This window comes from Leisingera methylohalidivorans DSM 14336, assembly GCF_000511355.1.
GTDB lineage: Bacteria > Pseudomonadota > Alphaproteobacteria > Rhodobacterales > Rhodobacteraceae > Leisingera > Leisingera methylohalidivorans.
In genome coordinates this window covers 1,578,102-1,598,036 of sequence record NC_023135.1, presented here as the reverse complement: position 1 = coordinate 1,598,036, position 19,935 = coordinate 1,578,102, and the positions used below count along the sequence as shown (strand labels likewise).

Genomic DNA, 19,935 nt, shown 5'->3' with positions numbered 1-19,935 from the left:
GATGGACCTTCTCAACGCCCTCGTGGCGCTCACCAACTTTGTTATTGTCCCCGGGCTGGCCTATGGCTCGCAGCTGGCGCTTGGCGCGCTGGGGGTGACGCTGATTTACGGGATCCTCAGATTCTCGAACTTTGCCCATGGCGACACCATGGCGTTCGGCGCAATGGTCACGATCCTGGTCACCTGGGCTTTCCAGTCGATGGGGATCAGCTTTGGCGTGCTGCCGACCGCATTGCTCGCCCTGCCCTTTGGTATCCTCGGCACAATCGGCCTCGTACTGTTGACCGACCGGACCGTCTATAGGTTCTACCGCCAGCAAAAGGCAAAACCGGTGATCTTTGTGATGGTCTCGCTCGGCGTGATGTTCATGTTGAACGGCATCGTCCGTTTCATTATCGGCCCCGGCGACCAGCGGTTTGCGGATGGCGAACGCTTCATCATCACGGCGCGCACCTTTAAACAGATGACCGGTCTGGACGAGGGCCTGGCGGTCAAAACCACCCAAGGCATCACCGTGATCACCGCGATCATCGTGGTCGCGGCGCTGTTCTGGTTCCTGAACAAGACCCGCACCGGCAAGTCCATGCGTGCCTATTCGGATAATGAGGATCTGGCGCTTTTGTCCGGTATCAACCCCGAACGGGTGGTGATGTACACTTGGATGATCGTGGCGGCGCTGGCGACCATTGCAGGCGTTCTCTATGGCCTCGACAAATCGTTCAAGCCCTTCACATATTTCCAGCTGCTGCTGCCGATCTTTGCCTCGGCCATCGTGGGCGGGCTTGGCAATCCGCTGGGCGCGATCGCGGGCGGTTTCATCATCGCTTTCTCCGAAGTGACGATCACCTATGCCTGGAAAAAGGTTCTGACCTACGGGCTGCCTGACGGCCTCTCACCAGACGGGCTGGTTCAGCTTCTTAGCACCGATTACAAGTTCGCCGTCTCTTTTGCGATCCTGATTGTCGTCCTCCTGTTCAAGCCCACCGGCCTTTTCAAAGGGAAAGCGGTATGACCGAGACCATGAAACATACCCTCCTCTTCGTCTTTGTCGGCGTGATGATCCTGCTGGAAGGCATGACGGACTTCCTGTTCTTTTCCGGCTCCTGGAACTCGGCGCTGGTAATCCTGAACATGGGGCTGATCTCGGCTATCATGGCCATCGGGGTGAACATCCAATGGGGGTTCGCCGGCCTGTTCAACGTCGGCATCATGGGCTTTACCGCGCTTGGCGGGCTGGCTGTGGTGCTGACGTCAACCCCGGTGATCCCCGCGGCCTGGTCTTCGGGCGGCGTCAGTATCTTAATCGCGCTAGTCATGGGCGCCATGACCGTGGCTGCCGGGGTGATGATCACCAAATTCATGGCCCCCGGCAAATTGCGGATGCTGGTGCTGGCCGGCATCATGATTGTTGGCTTCTTTGTTTATCGTGCGATCTTTGATCCTGCCGTGGGTTCGGTGGAAGCCATCAACCCGGCGCTGCAGGGCAACATCGGCGGATTGGGTTTGCCGGTGCTGCTGTCCTGGCCTGCAGGCGGCCTGCTGGCAGCCGGGGCTGCCTGGCTGATCGGCAAAACCGCTTTGGGCCTGCGGTCCGACTATCTGGCGATTGCCACGCTGGGCATTGCCGAGATCATCATTGCCGTGCTCAAGAACGAGGATTGGCTGTCACGCGGCGTCAAAAACGTCGTCGGCCTGCCCCGTCCGCTGCCTTATGAGGTGGATCTGCAAAACGATCCTGGATTTGTGGAAAGCGCCGCAGGACTTGGGCTCGATCCGGTTCTGGCCTCGACCATCTACGTCAAGGCAGGCTATGCGCTGATGTTCACCGTGGTGCTTTTGGCCCTGCTGTGGATGGCGCAGATGGCCCTCAAAAGCCCCTGGGGCCGGATGATGCGCGCGATCCGCGACAATGAAACCGCAGCTGAGGCGATGGGCAAGGATGTGACCCGCCGCCATTTGCAGATCTTTGTACTTGGATCCGCCATTTGCGGCATCGCCGGTGCGATGATGACCACGCTCGACAGTCAGCTGACGCCTGGAACGTATAATCCTCTGCGCTTCACTTTCCTGATCTGGGTGATGGTGATTGTCGGCGGTTCCGGTAACAACTTCGGCGCAGTGCTGGGCGGCATGCTGATCTGGTTCTTCTGGATCAAGGTGGAGCCGATGGGCATCCTTCTGATGGAAGTTGTCACCTCCGGCATGGCTGAAGGCAGCGCTCTGAAGGCGCATCTGGTGGAGAGCGCCTCGCACATGCGGCTGTTCACGATGGGCCTGATACTGCTGCTCGTTCTCAGGTTCAGCCCGCGCGGATTGATCCCTGAAAAATGAACCAAGCGCCGCCCTGGAGATACGGGCGGCGCTTTTTGCTTCCTTCTGGTGGAAAATATTCCCGCCGGAGGCATGGGTTTGGCGACAGCCGAACCCATTTTCGATTGTTCAGCGCCCTTTGAACAGGCTGCCGAGAATGCCGCGGACAATCCGGCGCCCGGTCGTGCCCTTCAGTTCCTTTATCACCGCTTCCGACATTGCCGAGGTGAAACTGTCCTTCTTCCGGGTAGCCTTTGCAGAAGACCGGCTGACCCGGGAACCGGAATACCGGCGGGCCGCGTTGAATTCCCGCGTCATCGGCTGCGGGGCCTCTTCCGCTGCGACCTCGGATGCTTCCGCTTCCTGCGCTGCCGCCGCCGCGCGCTGTGCCAGAATTTCATAAGCTGACCTCCGGTCCAGCGGCTTGTCGTATTTTCCAGCCATGTTCGACGCTTTCAGCATGGCCTCCCGCTCCTGCGCCGTAACCGGTCCGAGTTGAGAACTTGGCGGGCGGATCAGAGTGCGTTCCACTACGCCCGGAACGCCCTTTTTCTGCAGCATTGAGGTGACGGCTTCCCCGACGCCAACCTCGCGAATGGCCTCCCCGGTGGAAAAACGCGGGTTCTCGCGGTAGGTTTCCGCCGCCAGTTTCAGGTTCCTGCGGTCCTTGGCGGTAAAGGCGCGCAGCGCGTGCTGGATGCGGTTGCCAAGCTGGCCGAGGATATCCTCCGGCACATCGGCGGGGTTCTGGGTAATGAAATAGATCCCCACCCCTTTGGACCGGATCAGCCGCGCCACCTGTTCAACCTTGTCGATCAGCGCCTTTGGTGCGTCCTCGAACAGCAAATGCGCCTCGTCGAAGAAAAAAACCAGCCGCGGCTTCTCAGGGTCTCCGACCTCGGGAAGTTCCTCGAACAGTTCGCTCAGCAGCCACAAAAGGAAAGTGGAATAAAGCCCCGGTGCGGCCATCAGCTTGTCCGCGGCCAGGATGTTGATCATGCCTTTGCCAGCTGCGTCACAGCGCATCAGGTCGCTTAGCGCCAGCGCGGGCTCTCCGAACAACAGGTCTCCGCCCTGGTTCTCCAGCACAAGAAGCCGCCGCTGAATGGCCCCGATCGAGGCGGAAGAGACATTGCCATACCGCAGTGACAGATGCGACCGGTTTTCGCCGATCCAGACCAGCAATGCCTGTAAGTCCTTCAAGTCCAACAACGGCAGCGCCTCTTCATCCGCAAGCCGGAAAGCGATGTTCAGTATGCCTTCCTGGGCTTCGCTCAGCTCAAGCAGGCGGGACAGCAGCAGCGGCCCAATTTCCGCAACCGTAGTGCGAACGGGATGGCCCTGGGCACCATAAAGGTCCCAGAAAGTCACCGGGAAGGCGTGATAAACATAGTCCGCAAAGCCGATTTTTTGCGCCCGGCTGATGAAGGCGCCATGCAGTTTGCGCTCGGTCGAGCCGGGTTTGGCCAAGCCGGACAGATCTCCCTTCACATCCGCCAGAATCACCGGCACGCCTGCATTTGAAAATCCTTCAGCCAGAATCTGCAGTGTTACCGTCTTGCCGGTGCCCGTTGCACCGGCAATCAGCCCGTGCCGATTGGCATACTTCAATGCCAGTCCCTGCGGCACGACATAATCCTCACCGCCGCCGCCTAGAAAAATGCTGTCAGCCATGCCTGTCCCCTGCCTGTTCTCTTCCCTGTGGACAACAATACAACGTTAACTTTTCAGTGCGATAGTCAATCTTGCCCGCCCCTGCGAATGCGGTTGCCGTGGCGGACATTTCCTCCCTGTCAGACTGGCCGTGCCTTGTGCACGGCCTTCTTTTTCCCGGAAACTGCTGGGAAACCGGGCATTCAACATTGCAAAATTCCGGCAAACCCAGTGATTTCCAACAAATACGAGCTGCATTGCATTTTTTTGAACTTGCATGTTGACCGATGGCCGGCCCTTTCGTAACGTCCTACACAATAACTAAGTCGGCCAGTCCGACGGGGAGACACAACACGAAAAAGGGGGCCATCGGGTTCCCTTTTTTGTGCGGATACAGTGACTTCCGGGCTTGAAACATATTGGGCGGATTCCCCCCTGATCGTTTGTTATCGGCCTGACACCACCCGGCCGGCGTGGTAGACGCAAAACCAGCGTCTTTAGAAAAATGAGGCATTCATGTTGAAGTCCCTGACCCCGATCACGCTTGCCGCAGTGCTGGCCATGAGCGCCCCGCTGGCGGCGCAAGAAACAGCCGCGGAAGAGACCGCGGGGGCGGAATCCGCTGAGCAGACAGAGCAAACGGAATCTACCGCAGATCAGCTTCTGGACCTGGGCGAACCGGTCGCCGACGGCCCCCGGGCTGGCGAACGCTACTCCAAGGAAAAACACGGTGATTGGGATCTGGCCTGCATCAAAACCGAAAGCGGCACCGATCCGTGCTCGCTTCTGCAGGTGCTGGCAGGCCCGCAAGGCAACCCGATAGCCGAAGTATCGCTGTTCCGTATCGAGCAGCAGGGCGGCCAAGCCGTAGCCGGGGCCACCGTCATCGTGCCGCTGGAAACCTTACTGCCTGCCGCGCTGACCATCTCGATTGATGGTGCGCCGGCCAAACGCTACAACTATTCCTTTTGCAATCCGCTGGGCTGCGTGGCGCAGATCGGCCTGACCCAGGGCGATATCGACGCCTTCCGGAAAGGCAAGGAAGCTATCCTGTCGCTGCGCCCGGCGCCAGCACCGGATCAGGTAGTGCAGATGAAACTGTCTCTGAGCGGCTTCACCGCCGGCTTTGACGTGGTGGATGTGGTCAAGCAATAAGCCGCGTTTTCGGTTAAGTGAAAGAAGACGCCGCGCCCCTTTTGGGCCGCGGCGTTTTGCATGACGGGGTCAGATCTTGCGCAGCGCCAGCACCGCGTTGAGCCCGCCAAAGGCAAAAGCATTGGACAGCGCCACATCAACTTTGGCTTCCCGGGCCTCGTTCGGCACCACATCCAGCGCACATTCCGGGTCGGGTTCTTCATAGCCGATCGTCGGCGCAATCACCCCGTCGCGCAACGCCATTATACAGGCCAAAAGCTCCACCGCGCCGGTGCCGCCAATCAGATGGCCATGCATCGATTTGGTGGAGGAGATCATCAGCCTGTCCGCATGCGGACCGAACACATCTGCCACGGCCGCGCATTCGGTCTTGTCATTGGCCGCTGTGCCGGTGCCGTGGGCATTGATATATCCAACATCCGAGGCATCCGCGCGCGCATCCTGCAGCGCGCCGGAAATCGCTCTGGCGGCCCCCTGTTTGCTGGGCATCACGATGTCGGAAGCGTCCGAGGACATGGCAAAGCCGATGACTTCGCACAGGATTTCCGCACCGCGCGCCCTGGCATGCTCATATTCCTCGAACACGAAAATGCCTGCGCCCTCGCCTTGCACCATGCCATTCCGGTTGGCGCTGAACGGACGGCAGGCATCCTTGGACATCACCCTCAGACCTTCCCAGGCCTTGACGCCGCCAAAGCACAGCATGGATTCAGAGCCGCCGGTAATCATCGCCGGGCTCATGCCCGAGCGCACCATCTGGAACGCTTGCGCCATTGCATGGTTGGAAGAGGCGCAGGCCGTGGACACAGTGAAACTGGGGCCCTTGAGGTTGAACTGCATTGACACATGGCCGGCTGCCGCATTGTTCATCAGCTTGGGCACAACAAAGGGATGCACCCGGTTCTTGCCGTCCTCGTAAACGCTGCGGTAGTTCTCATCCAGCGTCTGCATGCCGCCGCCGGAATTGCCCAGAACCACGCCGGCCTTGGCAGACAGATCGCCATGGAACTCAAGACCTGACTGCTCAATCGCCTCTTTTGCTGCAGTAAGAGTGAACTGAGTGAACCGGTCATAAAGGCTTATCTGCTGCCGGTTGAACCGCCCCTCAGCCTCGAACCCGCGGACCTGGCCACCGATGCGGATCGCCAACCGGTCCACATCGCGGAACTGCAGCTCTCCGATGCCGCAGCGGCCTTCGCGCATGGCTTCCAAAGTAGCGGCAACGGAATGGCCAAGGGCATTGATGGTTCCAGCCCCGGTGATGACGACGCGCTTCATCAGCTATATCACGCTTTTTCCAAGATCAGCTTGTCGATACCTGCGACGATTGCCGCGACATTGGAAATGTTGAAATCACTGTTTTCGGGTTCGTTGGCGTTGAAGGGGATCGAAACATCAAATTCTTCTTCAATGGCAAAGATGCTTTCAACCAGGCCCAGGCTGTCGATGCCCAGATCCTCCAACGTGCTGTCAAGGGTCACATCCGACGGCTCAAGAACCGCCTGTTCAGCAATAATTGCAATGACCTTGTCCTGCGTGCTCATATAGAAACCCCCGACGTTTTAGCTGAGGCAGATGTAGTTATTCCGCCGTTACTTGAAAACAGCCTTTTTTAACAATTCGATGTCACGCATCAAACGCGGCAGGCGGCGCTGTGCTTTGTACATCTCAGTGTGGGTTTCCATTTTGACGCCGGGATAGCCCATGATGACCCGGCCGGCCGGAACGTTTGAGAGGATCTTGGTGCCGCCGCCGGCGATCACCCCGTCACCGATGAAAATATTGTCGACCACGCCGCATTGGCCGCCCAGCACCACGTTGTTGCCAATATCGACCGAGCCGGAGATACCTGTCTGGCCGCAAAGCAGGCAGTCATTGCCGACCCGTGTGTTGTGCCCGACATGCACAAGGTTGTCGAGTTTGCTGCCGCTGCCGATCACCGTGTCACGGATAGTGCCGTTGTCCAGCGTGCAGTTAGAGCCGATTTCCACGTCATCTCCAATGGTGACTGCGCCTAACGAGTGGATACGGACCCAGGCCTGTGCCTTGGCTTCACCCTGATCTCCCAATGTTTTACGGGCGTTTTCAGCGCCGGAGACTTCAGGTGTCACATAGGAAAATCCGTCGCCGCCTACCCGGGCACCGGGCTGGGCACGAAAGCGCTTGCCGATGATCGCACGGGCTCCGACCGAGACCATTTCGCGCAGAATGGCATCCTCGCCAATGACGACATCCGTCCCGATGTAACAGTGCGGACCGATGACCGATCGGGCACCGATTTTCGCACCTGCGCCGATGACAGCCAGCGGGCCCACGGTCACGTCTTCGCCAATGTCAGCCGCCGGATCAATGACGGCCGAGGGATGAATGCCAGGAGGGATGCCCTGCCCGCGGTCCAGCATTGCTGTAACGCCGGACAAGGTCATTCGTGGCCGCGGAGCAAAGATGGCGGCCTTCAACCCAAAAGACTGCCAATCCGCCCCCTCCCATAGCACCGCTGCCTGCGCATTGCCTGTTTGCAGGCCTTCGGCATATTTCGGGGCCATGGCCATGGCGATCTGATCCGCATGGGCATCCTGCGGTTCCGCCGCACCTGCAATTTGCAGATCCAGGTCGCCCTGGGCCTCGGTTCCCAGGGACTCAGCGATCTGGCGGATTGTGAACATGGCAGGCCCTTTCAGAATAATCCTGTGTGGGCCTTGTATTTACCCCTGAACGCCAGGCAGCACCACCCCCGCCCGCTCCAGCGCCGCCCAAACTTTGGCGTCGCGGCCATAGACATCGCGGCGGAACTCAGCGCGGCCTTTGCGCGTCACAACCGCCGTCCGGTAGATAATATGAACCGGCACTTTTTGCTCCAGCGCTACCTTGGTTTCCTTGCCACTGCTCAGGATACGGTGGAAGAAATCCTTGGGGTTTTCGCTCTGCTTCGCCAGCAGCGCGTAAGCAAATTCAAACGGTTGCGCCAGACGGATACAGCCGTGCGAGAAAGCGCGCACTTCGCGGGCAAACAGACTCTTCTGCGGGGTGTCGTGCAGATAGATGTTGTATTTGTTCGGGAACATGAACTTGACCAGCCCCAGCGCATTGCGGCTGCTCGGCGGCTGGCGCATGGAAAACGGGAAGTTGCGCGCGTTGTACTGCGAGAAATCGGCAGAGCCGCGGTTCACCACCCGGCCGCGCCGGTCGGTGATCTGGATATGGCCGACTGCATTGGGGTTGCTCTGCAGCTTGGGCAAATACTCCTTGGTGATGATCGAGCGCGGCACGTACCAGCTCGGATTGATCACCATATGCTCCATCTCATCCGAGAACTCGGGGCTGCGGCGGTCATGCGTGTTCTTGCCGATCACAGATCGCGTCTCGAAGGTCACATCACCGTTGTCAACGATCTTGGCAGTGAAATCAGTCTGGTTAACCAGAATATGCCGCTCTCCGCGGTCAGGTTTAAGCCAGCGCTCGCGCTCCATCGCGACAATGATCGATTTCAAGCGGTTGGAGACGGGTTTGTTTACCTCGGTGATCGTGCCTGCGCCCGCCACGCCATCAGTCTCCAAGCCATGATCGGATTGAAAGTCTTGCACAGCCTTTTCCAGCGCCGCGTCATAGCTGCGTGCAGCACTCCGCTGCAGATAACCCATCGCCATCAGCCGGTTCCGCAGGGCAATGACTGCCGGGCCCTGATCGCCGGGTTCCAGCTTCTTAGCATTGACCGCCGGTCCCCAGCCGCCGGCCGCAAGAATCTGCTCCAGCCGCAGTTTTTCGCGCATCAAGCCACGGTATTGAGGTGACACCGGCACCAAGCTACGCATATAGGCATAAGGCTGTTGATCCCGGATGCCTGCCAAAAAGCCGGAACCGTCAACCGTGTGTTTCTTGCGCACCATGCCACCGTCGATCCGCGACGGCACCAGCAGGCCGGTTTGCAGCTCTGTCGCATAATCCACCAGTGCCTGGCTCAGCGCGGCCTCGATGGAACCGATGTCCCGTGTGGTGCGGACGCCCCGCATCTGCTGCATCAGCGCACTGACTTCGGCCGAGCGGTCCGGCAGCCCGTGGGCGCTGGTTTCGTTCAAGGCTGCCAACAGAGCGTTCCGGCGCTGGCGCGATGCCTCATCCGAGCCAGTCCAAATCGCCTGATATCCGTTTTCACGGTAGAATTTGGCCACAGAATCGCTGCCGGAGGCTGCTTCAGCGACAGCTTGGCGGAAAGCCGCCGAGATTTCAGCCTGCGCCGAACTCGCAACAGTCCCGGCAGTCAGGCCGCCCAATGCCAGGGCAAACAGCCCTGCTTTAATCCCCGGCATAAAGTTTCCTGCGGATGCGCGCGTCATAATATCCGGTCCTTGAGCCGATTTTTTCTAATCTTAGCGGTGCCTACCTGAAATTCTGGTAAATGCCAGCCGGTGTTGTCCATTCACAATCGCGAAAAGTTAACATTGATGCACCGATGCCGCGTCTAAGAAGACCTGTAACGACAGTCTTGGGGAAAAGTTCCCTGACCCTCCCCTTTTGCGCAAGAAATTGCCGAAAAACGGGCGATCCATTGTAGCCCGGCAAAGAAATGTTGGAACCTGAATCAGGCTGTGCCATACATGCCGCACGTTAACTAAGACAGTTGGCGAGCCCGTAACATCGGGCGATTAGGCAGGACTAGAAGCGTACGGGACGGCGCAGTGAAAATGGCGAAAACCACGGGCACGGGGATCTCCCGGCGTTCTCTTTTGGGTGTATTTGCTGCAACCGCAGTGGCAGCAGCCCCGACTTTTTCCAATGCAGCAGGCTTTTTACGCGGCGGCGGCGATATCCGCCGGATCCGCATGTATTCTGGCCGCACTGGCGAACGCCTGGATATGGTTTATTGGATTGATGGCCAGTACATCAAAGATGCAGTAAAAGAAGTCAATCACTTCATGCGCGATTGGCGGACTGATCAAGTCAAAGAGATGGACCTGCGCACCATCGACATCATGGCCGCTTCGCACAATCTGCTGGATGTGAACGAGCCCTATATGCTGTTGTCCGGCTACCGCAGCCCGAAAACCAATGCAATGCTGCGCAGCCGCTCGCGCGGGGTCGCCAAAAACTCCCTGCATATGCGCGGCCAAGCTGCCGATCTACGGCTGGCGTCGCGGTCGGTGTCGCAAATGGCCAAGGCCGCCGAGGCCTGTCATGCCGGCGGTGTCGGTAAATACCAGCGTTCGAATTTCGTGCATATGGACTGCGGCGTTGTCCGTACTTGGCGCGGCTAACCATCGTTTCTTTGCGTTGAATGCAAGCCTGCACATCTTGGTGCGGGCTTTTTTATTTCAATACGCCCGCTGATTTAAGTTGCCTGCAGCTGAGCTCATGAATTTGTAAACAGCCGTTTTTTCCCGTTGCAGAGGCAGCGATGCACGGTTATACCCCGCTTTAACGACGCACCTGTAGCTCAGCTGGATAGAGCGCTGCCCTCCGAAGGCAGAGGCCAGAGGTTCGAATCCTCTCAGGTGCGCCATTTCCCGCATTTCCCGCATTTCGCGCAGGCATCGTGCCGGCAGTTCATATTTGGTTACCCGTTTCGCCTATCAATACCTGATGGACGGCAATATCAGGGTGCGGCTGCATGGCAGCTTCCAGTCCTTACACGAAAAAAAACCAATTCCGATGGCGCCCTGTCTCAGCCGGAACCTGCCGTGTGTGATCAGCCTTACTGATGCTCAGGCCGGAGCACTCCTATACAACATCAGCTACCAGGGGTTTGCAGCCTCCCCCCCGAGGGGCAGAGCACATTTGAACTGGCACAGATGCAAACCGTGACAATTTCAGGTATCGGCGAATTTGCCGTAGAAGCGCGCTGGCGTCAAATGGCGAAAATCGGCTTCGCCTTTTTGAGTAAGCGTGGGGCCCGTTTCCAGCTTGTTGCCTACTTTGCCAGCAGCGGCGAGTACCCTGTCTGAAGCGGGTGACCTGCCGCCTAAATGGCAGCAGGTTTCTCAGTGCCGCAGTGCGGCGGTCAATGCTGCCAGTATTTCGCTTTGCCTCTTGGATTTTCCCAGACCTGGCGGCCAAGTCAGCCAATAGCCGTCAATCGTCGGAAGTTCCGGTGCCGGGGCACATTCCAATTGCCCGGACTGCAGCAGATCTGCGGCCAACGCCTTGGACCCCAATACGGCCCCCATGCCAAGCCGGGCGGCCAGGAGTGCATGCGCCATGGAATCAACGGAAACCGGCCCGGTTTCCGGTTCAGCCTCCCCTGTTACCCGGGCCCATTCCGTCCAGCCCGGCCGCTCGCCCCGCAATTCTATCACTGGCAGCTGCCGCCACTCTTCAGCCCGCCCTTGCGCAGTCATCGGCTGAAGCACCTCATTGGCCAGCAGAACCTCCTTCCGCCGCCCCCAGCCCCCGCGGCCATAACGGACATGCAAAGCGCTGTCGGCAGCGTCGTAATCCAGACGTTTTGGCACCGTTTCGATAACCAAACGCAGATCCGGGCAGGCCTTTGAAAACGCTTCAAGCCGTGGAAGCAGCAGCATTTCCAGATGCGATGGAAGGCCCGCAATTCGCAGTTCGCGGACAGTTTGGCTAAACAGGTTCTCGGTGCCTTGTTCCAGCGCCCGCAGGGAGTCTTGCACCAGCGGCAAGTAACTTTCCCCTTCCACAGTCAGAGAAACTCCACGCGCTGAGCGAAGAAACAGCTGCCTGCCCAGCCAGTGTTCCAGGTTGCGGATCCGTTGGCTGACCGCGGCCTGTGTGGCGCCGAACTCTTCTGCCGCTGCTGTGAAACTGCCAAGCCGTCCAGCTGCTTCAAACACCTTCAACCAGTCGAGCGGCGGTAAGCCCTGTTTGGTTGCCTTCTTAGCCATAAGAAAACCTAACTCTGAAACCATAATTTCCGTCGTACACTTGATGGCTTAGCCTCGATATCAACGCAAGGGAGAACCAAGCCAACCGGAGAGATCCCATGCCCCGTTCCGTAACCGCTGACACTTCCGGCAGTTTTCTGACCCTGACTTTTGAGGACGGCCAAGAGAGCCGCTTTCACGCGATATGGTTGCGCGACAATGCACTGGATCCCGACACCCGCGCACCGGGCAACGGCCAGCGCCTGATCACTATCGGCGACATACCCGTGGACATCAGGATCAGCACTGCATTGGTGGAAAACGACGCCCTGACAGTGACCTTCGCGCCCGAAGGCAAGACCGTGACTTTCCCTGATTTTTGGTTGAAGTCACACGCCTATGACATTGAAAAAGAAACTGGATTTGGCCGCATGGCGCCAGGTGTTGAAACCTGGAGCAGCAGTCAGCCCGCCCCAACCTTCGATTGGAACAACGTACAGACGGATCCGGAAATCAAACGTGACTGGCTGGACGCCATCGCCCGGTTCGGCTTTGCCAAGCTGGTGAACGGTCCGGTGGCCGAAAGCGCGGTGATCGACTGTGCTTCGATGTTCGGCTTTGTCCGCGAGACCAACTACGGCAAGTATTTCGAAGTCCGCACCGAGGTAAACCCGACCAACCTCGCCTTTACCGGCCTCGGGTTGCAGGCGCATACCGACAACCCCTACCGCGACCCGGTGCCGTCCCTTCAGATCCTTTACTGCTTAGAGAACTCTGCTGAAGGCGGTGACAGCATTGTGGTAGACGGTTTCCGCGCCGCTGAACGCCTGCGCGAAGAAAACCCCGAAGGCTTTGCCCTGCTGGCCGGCTACCCGGCGCGGTTCGAGTACAAGGGCTCTGATGGCGTGCATCTGCGCTCGCGCCGCCCGATGATTGAATTGTCGCCTGACGGCGAGATGATCGGTATGCGGTTCAACAATCGGTCTTCGGCCCCGTTTGTGGATGTGCCGTTTGAGAAGATGGAGGCTTATTACACAGCCTACCGCCGGCTGGGCGAGCTCATTGACGATCCGGACATGGGCGTTTCCTTCAAGCTGGAACCGGGTGAAAGCTTTATTGTCGACAACACCCGCGTGATGCACGCACGCCTTGGCTATTCCGGTTCCGGGTCGCGCTGGCTGCAGGGATGCTACGCCGACAAGGATGGGCTGCTGTCAACCTTGAATGTCCTGAACGCCCGGTCGGAGGGTTGAACAATGAGCAAGCCGGATTTCAGCACGCTGACCCAGGACAACATTGCCGCCTTTATTGGCGACATCTTTGACCGCCGCGGTGATGAGGAATACCTTGGTGAAGCTGTCACCATGACCGAACATATGCTGCAAGGTGCCACCATAGCGGAAGCCAACGGTCAGCCGGAAGAGATCATCGTAGGGGCGCTTCTCCACGATATCGGCCATTTCACAAGCGAGTTCGGAACGTTCTCCATGGACGACACCAAAGACCGGCTTCACGAGCAGGCCGGCGCCAAGGTGCTGGAACAGTTCTTCCCGTCTGTGATCACCGACTGTGTGCGTTACCACGTGGCGGCAAAACGCTATCTCTGCGCCACCAAACCTGACTATTTCAACCGTTTATCAGAGGCTTCCATTCACTCTTTGAACCTTCAGGGTGGACCCATGAATGCAGAAGAGGTGGCGGAAATGCGAAAGAACCCAAACCTCAAGCAGATCATCGCTGTCAGGTATCTGGATGACGCCGGCAAACGTGCTGATATGGAAACGCCCGATTACTGGCACTTTGCGCCTATGGTCCAACGGATGGTCGACAAACACATGGCCGCAGGAGGTTCCGCGAAATGAGCCAGCCTAAGTACAATTTTGAGGCCAGCTCCAAACCCTCACTGCCTTGGCTGTTAATGGCAGCCGTAATCTCTCCATAAGTGGCAATTGAAAGTTCCCCACCCGGCAGCAGCAGCGCCAATTCCAAACTCCATATTTTTGGAACTGGAGCTGTCGCGGGAAACGGGCCCGATGCTCTGATTACCGAGAGTCTTGGGCGGTCAGGTGAAGGGATGAGGGAGATGGTTTTGATCCACGATTTATGAAGACAGGGGCTGAGTTTCTTGGCCATCGCGCGCATGGTTAGTTCCGCGCGCCGACCTGTGCGCAAATATCTGGAACAGGGCCTGCAAGCACACAGCTATAGCCCGCCCCCCTTCAAGATAGCCTTCTGGCCCCCTACCGAGTTTAACTGGATGAGAGGGTTCGGACCTTTCCCGGCCGGTCGACCCGGCGCTTGCTGCGCGAGATCACGTCCATGGGGCATGAAGGCAGCTACTCGGCACTGAAGCCCTTTCTGTGTGAGCTGCACCGGCCCAGGCGCGCGTCCTTTGCGCAGCGGATTGAGACGCCTCCGGGGAAACCCGCCGGATTGATGTCACGCTGAAGACCGCCAAGCTGATGCCAGTCAAAACACTGGAAGGTTTTGACTTCCCCTTCCAGCCCTTACTTGATCAGGAACGGATTGCCGCGCCGGCGCAGCCGGACTTCATTCGCAACACCGGGGTCGTCCACTTGCAGGGTCTGCCTGGTACCTGTCCATTACCCAGTGCGGCGCAATCCAGTTCTTCCAACCGGTGAATGCCCGTTACGAAAAAGGGGCATGATCCTGACCTCCAATCGAGGCATCGCCGAATGAATGATGTTTTTGGCGACCCAGCCGTTGCCGCAGCGCTATTGGAACGGCTGTTGCGTCACGCCGTCGTTGTCCAGACCGAAGGCGCCTGAAACCGCCTGCGCGGCTACACAGAATTGATACCTGAACGCACCCGCACAAACGCCTCCATCACACCGCCTCCACCGCCAAAACGGCGCGGCTATCCGCCAAAAACGGTGCTGCAAGTCACTGAACCGGCTGACAACCGAAACCGCAAAACTGGGGAGTTTTAGCCTGCCCGTTTTGGGAAAATTTGAGATGCCATTGAAATCCGGCATGAGGTGCCGCTGATCCGGGCGGCCGAGGATAGCTTTACAGGCTATAGCTGCCTGGTAGAAGACCCGGACTCCATTGAAGTCGACAGCGTTCAATGGCCCGTCCAGGCCTGGTGTCCGATTGACGAGGGAACCGGGGATGAAGGCGGCTGGGTCAAGGGCACCTTCCGCTGCAAATGGCGCGGCGATGTTCTTTACGGCGAGAACGAAGCGGTCAATGACAGGTATCTGCCGGGCTAGCCGGCCGACCCGCAGCAGGCGCAGCTGAAACGTCCCGCCGCGCCGCGGTACCAGGTGCTGCTGTGGCACATGAACTATCATCCGGACGGCGGGCAAATGTTCTTTCCGCTGGGTAACAAACCCTTCATCGTGCCTGCCGCTCTGCCGGGGGATGATCTGATGACGGACATGGTTGCCGCCTTTTGGCAAGACGGCTCCAAGGGGCCCTATATCCACCTGAATATCTGGCACGAGGGAAGCTTCCTTTCGAGGACAACCAGCGTTTCCGCGACCACTAGGGAAAGGTACATGCCCAGGTCAATTGGGATGTGGGCAAGGAATTTGGCGTCTACCTGTTCTGCCCGCTGCGCGCGGACAAGATCCAAGGCTGACTTAATGCCCCAGAACATAAAACGGCGCCTCCGGAGGCGCCGTTTTCGTCTTGTTGCTTAACAGGATCAGGCAAACAAATCGTGTGCCAGCTCCAGTGCAGCGATCAGCGTGTCGATCTCTTCCTTAGTGTTATAAAGGCCAAAAGATGCGCGACAGGTGGCGGACACACCCAGATGATCCATCAGAGGGCCGGCGCAGTGGTGGCCGGCGCGGACCGCAACGCCCTTTTTGTCGAGGATCGTCGAAATGTCATGCGCATGGGCGGCGCCTTCCATAGTAAAGCTGAAAATCGCTGCTTTGCCAGGCGCTTGTCCCTGCACGTTGATCCAGTTCAGCCCGGTCAGCCGCTCCAGTGCATAGTCGCGAAGCCCGCCCTCGTGCTTGGCAATGTTGTCCATGCCAAGCTCCATCATGTATTCCAGCGCAACGCCGAAGCCGATGGTTTGCACGATTCCGGGTGTTCCGGCCTCGAATTTCATCGGCGGGTCATTGTAGATGACCTGCTCCTTGGAGACTTCCCTGATCATGTCGCCGCCGCCGATGAAGGGTCGCATTTCTGCCATGCGTTCGGGTTTGATATAGATCGCACCCGAGCCGGACGGACCGTAAAGCTTATGGCCAGTGATGGCGTAGAAGTCGCAGCCGATATCCTGCACATCCACCGGCATATGCACCGCCCCTTGCGAGCCGTCGACCAGTACCGGCACCCCCTTGGCATGGGCGCCCTGAGTAATGGCCTTTACATCCACCACAGTGCCCAGCACGTTGGAGCATTGCGTGACTGCAATCAGCTTGGTCTTGGGGGTAATCGCGTCGATAACTTTTTGCGGGTCCAGGCTACCATCATCCGCCACGTCGACCCATTTCAGCACCACACCCTGCCGTTCGCGCAGGAAATGCCAGGGCACAATGTTGGCGTGATGCTCCATCACGGACAGGATGATCTCATCCCCTGCCTCGAACCGCGGCATCGCCCAGCCATAGGCAACCAGATTGATACCCTCAGTTGTGCCCGAGTTCAGTACGATGGTGTTCTCATCACCTGCATTCAGGAACCGGGAAATAGTACCGCGCACGGCCTCATACTTCTCCGTCGCCAGGTTAGAAAGGAAGTGCAAGCCACGATGAACGTTGGAATATTCCTCGGCGTAGGCCCGTGTTACCGCGTCGATCACCACCTGTGGCTTCTGCGCAGACGCACCGTTGTCGAGGTAGGTCAACGGCTTGCCGTTCACCTGCCGTGCAAGGATCGGGAAGTCGGCACGGATTTTGTCCACGTCATACATGTTCGGGAAGTCCCAGATTGGCTGGACCGATCAGGCCCACGATAAAGAGAAGGGCAAACACCAGGATCATGCTGGCCATCAAAACGACCCCAAGCGACCGCCAGACAGAGCCGAATTTGTGCGCCGAATTGACGAAGTGCAAGAGGATGAAGAACACCATGATGTTCGCCGCAATGTTCAACAAGGCCGCCAGGGCCGGCAAAACCAGGAGCATCGCAACAACAGCAGCGTTAAGACACGCCTGCAGCAACTGGAGCCAGGTCACCAGTGCAAGCAGGGCTGCCAGATTTCCCTGACCGCCCAGCCATCGGCCGGTGGTTGCAAGCATGGCAATAAAGCTGAGTTGCAGCACCAGGATAACCCCGAAATAGGCACCAGGCGCAAACCGAGGTATCAGAACCTCAGGCGGCAGCGGAAACAGCACTTGCTGCAAAGTATAGACACAAGTGTTCAGCACCACAGACAGCAGAAAGCCTGTCCATAGCGCCTCGCGCGGCCAATCCTGTGCCAGGATCTGCTGCGCAGCATCTCGCGGCGATTTCACCGTCAGCAAGGCAAAGGCGGCCAGTGCGTTCATTGATTTACCCAATACCCTTGGATCATGCCGGACACCCAAAACCACAGAAAGACTGCAAACCACAGCGCCCCCACCAGGTTCAAGGCGGGTCCCGCTCCGATAAACCCAGCGACCAGCCCATTCAGCAGCATCAGCGGACTGGCTGCCAGAAAGGCCCAGAACAGTGCCAGCCGTGCGCAATAGGCCTCACCCTTCCCGCCTGCAGCGCGGGCGATCCAATGCGCGGCCAATGCCAGAACGTATAAGATCAGCGGCGCGATAAAGACGATGCCCAGCAGTGACCCGCCCAAAAGCATATTCAGGTCCTGGCCGCTTAGATGCGCCTCGCGCGCCAGCCGCGGCATCTGCGCCACAAAGGTCAGGACGCAGCCGCTGAGCACAAAAATCAGCAGCCGGTCTTCACGCGCGCCCATGTCCAGAAGCCGCGCAAACACCTTGCGCGGCCCCTTATAGGTCGCCGGGATATCCATGGTGACGGACATCAGCGCCGCCGGGCCAGCCAGCCTTCGAGGCGGGAAACGATGTCGGCCGCGATTTCCGCGTCCTCGATCTCTTCCACTGCTTCGGCCAGGAAGGCCAGCGTCATCAGATCGGTCGCCTCGGCGTGCGGAACACCGCGCGAGCGCAGATAGAACAGACCTTCTTCGTCGATCGCGCCAGAGGTCGACCCGTGCGAGCAGGCGACGTCATCAGCATAGATCTCCAGTTCCGGCTTGGCCAGAAACTGGCTGTCTCCGTCCAGCAGCAAGGATTGGGAAATCTGATACCCATCCGTCTTTTGCGCGCCTTCTTTTACCAGGATCTTCCCCTGGAACACGCCGGTTGCACCGTTGCGCAGCACCTTTTTGAAAACCTGGCGGCTTTCGCAATTCACCGCGTCATGGGTAATGAAAACCGTGTCGTCGTGGTGGAAATCGCCATCGCCCACGCATGCGCCTGCAATATGCGCGACCGCGTCATCGCCGGTCAATTCAATCACCGCCTCGTCGCGGGTCAGCACGCCGTTCACGGTCAGAGTGAAAGACTTGAACACAGACTCGGTGCCAAGGCGGGCAAACAGATGCGTTGCCGCACGGCGCTCGTGGTCCCGGCCTTGCGCACGTACAAGATGCAGCTTGCCGCCGTCCGCAATGTCGATCTCCGCGCACTTGTTAAAGCGCGAGGCCGCAGGGCCATTTTCCAAGATCGTCACTTCGGCACCCGTTTCGACGCGAACCACGTGATGCAGGATCGCGTCAGAACTCTCATCCGAGTGCACATAGGTGAAGTTGATCGGCTTAGAGACCTTGCCGGTTACCCGGATGGCAATGCCATCCGTGGCAAAGGCCGTGTTTAAAGCCGCCAGCGGGCGTTCCACCGGGGTTTGCCCACGCGCCTCAAGAACTCCATACAAGTCCTTGGCCCAATGGATATCTTTGCAGCAGATATCCTCAATCCGGTCGATGGTCACACCTTCCAGCGCCAAATCATCCGAGGCTTCAGCGTCAAAGACACCATCGACAAAAACAATGTTCAGACGCTCAAAATCGCTGAACATCGGTGTCTCATCCGCAGCAAACACCGCGGCTTTGACTGCCTCAGCCTGAACCAGCGTTTCGGGACGGGTGTATTTCCAGTACTCATCACGGCGGCTGGGCAGTCCCATGGTCTGGACCCGCGACAGCGCTGCCTGCCGAGCTGCCGTCAGGCAGCCGCTTTCCGGCAGGGTCAGCGCGGACAGCCGCGCCTCTGTTGCGCTTTGCTTGACTTCGGGCAGGGCCATTTACGCCTCCTCTGCCAGGATGCCGGCATAACCGTTGTTCTCGACTTCCAGCGCCAGCTCAGGACCGCCGGTCTTGACAATGCGGCCGCCCGCCAGAATGTGAACCACGTCCGGTTTGATGTGGTCCAGAAGACGCTGATAGTGGGTGATCACCAGGAAGCCGCGGCCCTCGTCGCGCAGGGCGTTCACGCCTTCGGCCACCAATTTCATCGCGTCCACGTCGAGGCCCGAGTCTGTTTCATCAAGGATGCACAGCTTCGGCTCCAGCATCGCCATCTGCAGGATCTCGTTGCGCTTCTTCTCACCGCCGGAGAATCCGACATTAACCGGGCGCTTCAGCATTTCGGCGTCGATCTTTAGAGTCTTGGCCTTGGCGCGGATGATTTTCAGGAAATCGGAGGCCGACAACTCTTCCTCACCGCGGGCTTTGCGCTGTGCGTTCACCGCGGTGCGCAGGAAGGTCATGTTGCCGACGCCGGGGATTTCCACCGGGTACTGGAACGCCAGGAACATGCCGGCTGCGGCACGCTCTTCCGGTTCCATCTCCAGGATGTCCGCGCCTTCCAGCTCAGCTGAGCCGTCAGTGACTTCATAGCCGTCACGGCCCGATAGCACATAGGACAGGGTGGATTTGCCCGAACCGTTCGGCCCCATGATGGCATGCACCTTGCCTGCTTCGACTTTTAGGTCGACGCCCTTCAGGATTTGCTTATCCTCATCTTCAAGCTTGACGTGCAAGTTTTTGATTTCGAGCATTTTTGCC

At 58.7% G+C, this 19,935-nt stretch carries 21 protein-coding genes and 1 tRNA gene; 11 read left to right on the top strand and 11 right to left on the bottom strand.

Annotation, left to right across the window (positions count from 1 at the left end; genetic code table 11):
* The first annotated feature begins 1 nt into the window (after nucleotide 1).
* Together METH_RS07955 and METH_RS07950 are read left to right on the top strand one after the other, a co-directional pair.
* Nucleotides 2-1,012 (top strand): branched-chain amino acid ABC transporter permease, encoded by a 1,011-nt coding sequence (locus METH_RS07955; protein WP_024089925.1) that lies wholly within the window; start codon nucleotides 2-4, stop codon nucleotides 1,010-1,012.
* Nucleotides 1,009-2,331: a branched-chain amino acid ABC transporter permease gene (locus METH_RS07950; protein ID WP_024089924.1), complete on the top strand. Its 1,323-nt coding sequence runs from the start codon at nucleotides 1,009-1,011 to the stop codon at nucleotides 2,329-2,331. Before METH_RS07955 ends, METH_RS07950 begins: the two co-directional genes overlap by 4 nt.
* 108 nt (nucleotides 2,332-2,439) lie before the next feature.
* On the opposite strand, the gene METH_RS07945 is transcribed toward METH_RS07950, so the two are convergent.
* Nucleotides 2,440-3,984, bottom strand: a complete 1,545-nt coding sequence (locus METH_RS07945; protein WP_024089923.1) for a helicase HerA-like domain-containing protein — start codon at nucleotides 3,982-3,984, stop codon at nucleotides 2,440-2,442.
* Between the two features lie 495 nt (nucleotides 3,985-4,479).
* Between METH_RS07945 and METH_RS07940 the strand changes: the two genes are divergently transcribed.
* Nucleotides 4,480-5,118, top strand: coding sequence for an invasion associated locus B family protein (locus METH_RS07940; RefSeq protein WP_024089922.1), 639 nt, complete (start codon nucleotides 4,480-4,482; stop codon nucleotides 5,116-5,118).
* Between the two features lie 69 nt (nucleotides 5,119-5,187).
* Here METH_RS07940 and METH_RS07935 read toward each other — a convergent pair whose 3' ends face one another.
* The 4 genes from METH_RS07935 to METH_RS07920 are packed head-to-tail and all read right to left on the bottom strand — an operon-like array spanning nucleotide 5,188 to nucleotide 9,452.
* Nucleotides 5,188-6,396: a beta-ketoacyl-[acyl-carrier-protein] synthase family protein gene (locus METH_RS07935; RefSeq protein ID WP_024089921.1), complete on the bottom strand. Its 1,209-nt coding sequence runs from the start codon at nucleotides 6,394-6,396 to the stop codon at nucleotides 5,188-5,190.
* A gap of 8 nt (nucleotides 6,397-6,404) precedes the next feature.
* Nucleotides 6,405-6,662: an acyl carrier protein gene (locus tag METH_RS07930; protein WP_024089920.1), complete on the bottom strand. Its 258-nt coding sequence runs from the start codon at nucleotides 6,660-6,662 to the stop codon at nucleotides 6,405-6,407.
* A 48-nt stretch (nucleotides 6,663-6,710) separates the two neighbouring features.
* A complete protein-coding gene (lpxD, locus tag METH_RS07925) occupies nucleotides 6,711-7,784 on the bottom strand; it encodes a UDP-3-O-(3-hydroxymyristoyl)glucosamine N-acyltransferase (RefSeq protein WP_024089919.1) in 1,074 nt (357 codons plus the stop codon).
* A 39-nt stretch (nucleotides 7,785-7,823) separates the two neighbouring features.
* Entirely contained in the window at nucleotides 7,824-9,452 is a 1,629-nt protein-coding gene (locus tag METH_RS07920) for a L,D-transpeptidase family protein (protein WP_024089918.1), read from the bottom strand.
* A 348-nt stretch (nucleotides 9,453-9,800) separates the two neighbouring features.
* Between METH_RS07920 and mepK the strand changes: the two genes are divergently transcribed.
* From mepK to METH_RS23850, 3 genes are all read left to right on the top strand, one after another.
* The gene (mepK, locus tag METH_RS07915; protein WP_024089917.1) at nucleotides 9,801-10,370 is read left to right on the top strand and encodes a peptidoglycan L,D-endopeptidase MepK; all 570 of its coding nucleotides are present in this window, start codon (nucleotides 9,801-9,803) and stop codon (nucleotides 10,368-10,370) included.
* A 168-nt stretch (nucleotides 10,371-10,538) separates the two neighbouring features.
* Nucleotides 10,539-10,615: transfer RNA gene (locus tag METH_RS07910), tRNA-Arg, on the top strand.
* Between the two features lie 289 nt (nucleotides 10,616-10,904).
* Nucleotides 10,905-11,057: a hypothetical protein gene (locus METH_RS23850; RefSeq protein ID WP_024089916.1), complete on the top strand. Its 153-nt coding sequence runs from the start codon at nucleotides 10,905-10,907 to the stop codon at nucleotides 11,055-11,057.
* Between the two features lie 36 nt (nucleotides 11,058-11,093).
* Here the strand turns inward: METH_RS23850 and METH_RS07905 are convergent, their stop codons facing one another.
* Entirely contained in the window at nucleotides 11,094-11,963 is an 870-nt protein-coding gene (locus METH_RS07905; RefSeq protein WP_024089915.1) for a LysR family transcriptional regulator, read from the bottom strand.
* Nucleotides 11,964-12,061: 98 nt separating this feature from the next.
* Here METH_RS07905 and tmpA point away from each other — a divergent pair, with 98 nt between their 5' ends.
* From tmpA to METH_RS24755, 5 genes are all read left to right on the top strand, one after another.
* Nucleotides 12,062-13,195, top strand: coding sequence for a 2-trimethylaminoethylphosphonate dioxygenase (tmpA, locus tag METH_RS07900; RefSeq protein ID WP_024089914.1), 1,134 nt, complete (start codon nucleotides 12,062-12,064; stop codon nucleotides 13,193-13,195).
* 3 nt (nucleotides 13,196-13,198) lie between these two features.
* Nucleotides 13,199-13,804 carry a (R)-1-hydroxy-2-trimethylaminoethylphosphonate oxygenase gene (tmpB, locus tag METH_RS07895; RefSeq protein WP_024089913.1) on the top strand — a complete coding sequence of 202 codons (606 nt, stop codon included), beginning with the start codon at nucleotides 13,199-13,201 and terminating at the stop codon, nucleotides 13,802-13,804.
* A gap of 600 nt (nucleotides 13,805-14,404) precedes the next feature.
* On the top strand, nucleotides 14,405-14,584 hold the full coding sequence (locus METH_RS25140) for a hypothetical protein (RefSeq protein ID WP_281173419.1): 180 nt from the start codon (nucleotides 14,405-14,407) through the stop codon (nucleotides 14,582-14,584).
* Nucleotides 14,585-14,941: 357 nt separating this feature from the next.
* On the top strand, nucleotides 14,942-15,175 hold the full coding sequence (locus tag METH_RS24760; RefSeq protein WP_024089912.1) for a hypothetical protein: 234 nt from the start codon (nucleotides 14,942-14,944) through the stop codon (nucleotides 15,173-15,175).
* Nucleotides 15,176-15,244: 69 nt separating this feature from the next.
* Nucleotides 15,245-15,607, top strand: a complete 363-nt coding sequence (locus tag METH_RS24755; RefSeq protein WP_342667091.1) for an ureidoglycolate lyase — start codon at nucleotides 15,245-15,247, stop codon at nucleotides 15,605-15,607.
* Nucleotides 15,608-15,612: 5 nt separating this feature from the next.
* On the opposite strand, the gene METH_RS07885 is transcribed toward METH_RS24755, so the two are convergent.
* From METH_RS07885 to sufC, 5 genes are read right to left on the bottom strand one after another with little or no spacing between them, the layout of a single operon-like run.
* Nucleotides 15,613-16,833, bottom strand: coding sequence for a cysteine desulfurase (locus METH_RS07885; RefSeq protein ID WP_024089910.1), 1,221 nt, complete (start codon nucleotides 16,831-16,833; stop codon nucleotides 15,613-15,615).
* Nucleotides 16,826-17,377, bottom strand: a complete 552-nt coding sequence (locus METH_RS07880) for a YIP1 family protein (RefSeq protein WP_245602984.1) — start codon at nucleotides 17,375-17,377, stop codon at nucleotides 16,826-16,828. The genes METH_RS07885 and METH_RS07880 overlap by 8 nt, the downstream gene beginning before the upstream one ends.
* A 29-nt stretch (nucleotides 17,378-17,406) precedes the next feature.
* The gene (locus METH_RS07875) at nucleotides 17,407-17,892 is read right to left on the bottom strand and encodes a YIP1 family protein (protein ID WP_024089908.1); all 486 of its coding nucleotides are present in this window, start codon (nucleotides 17,890-17,892) and stop codon (nucleotides 17,407-17,409) included.
* Entirely contained in the window at nucleotides 17,892-19,172 is a 1,281-nt protein-coding gene (locus tag METH_RS07870) for a SufB/SufD family protein (protein WP_024089907.1), read from the bottom strand. The genes METH_RS07875 and METH_RS07870 overlap by 1 nt, the downstream gene beginning before the upstream one ends.
* The gene (gene sufC, locus METH_RS07865; protein ID WP_024089906.1) at nucleotides 19,173-19,928 is read right to left on the bottom strand and encodes a Fe-S cluster assembly ATPase SufC; all 756 of its coding nucleotides are present in this window, start codon (nucleotides 19,926-19,928) and stop codon (nucleotides 19,173-19,175) included. It lies immediately after the preceding gene.
* Between the last annotated feature and the right edge of the window lie 7 nt (nucleotides 19,929-19,935).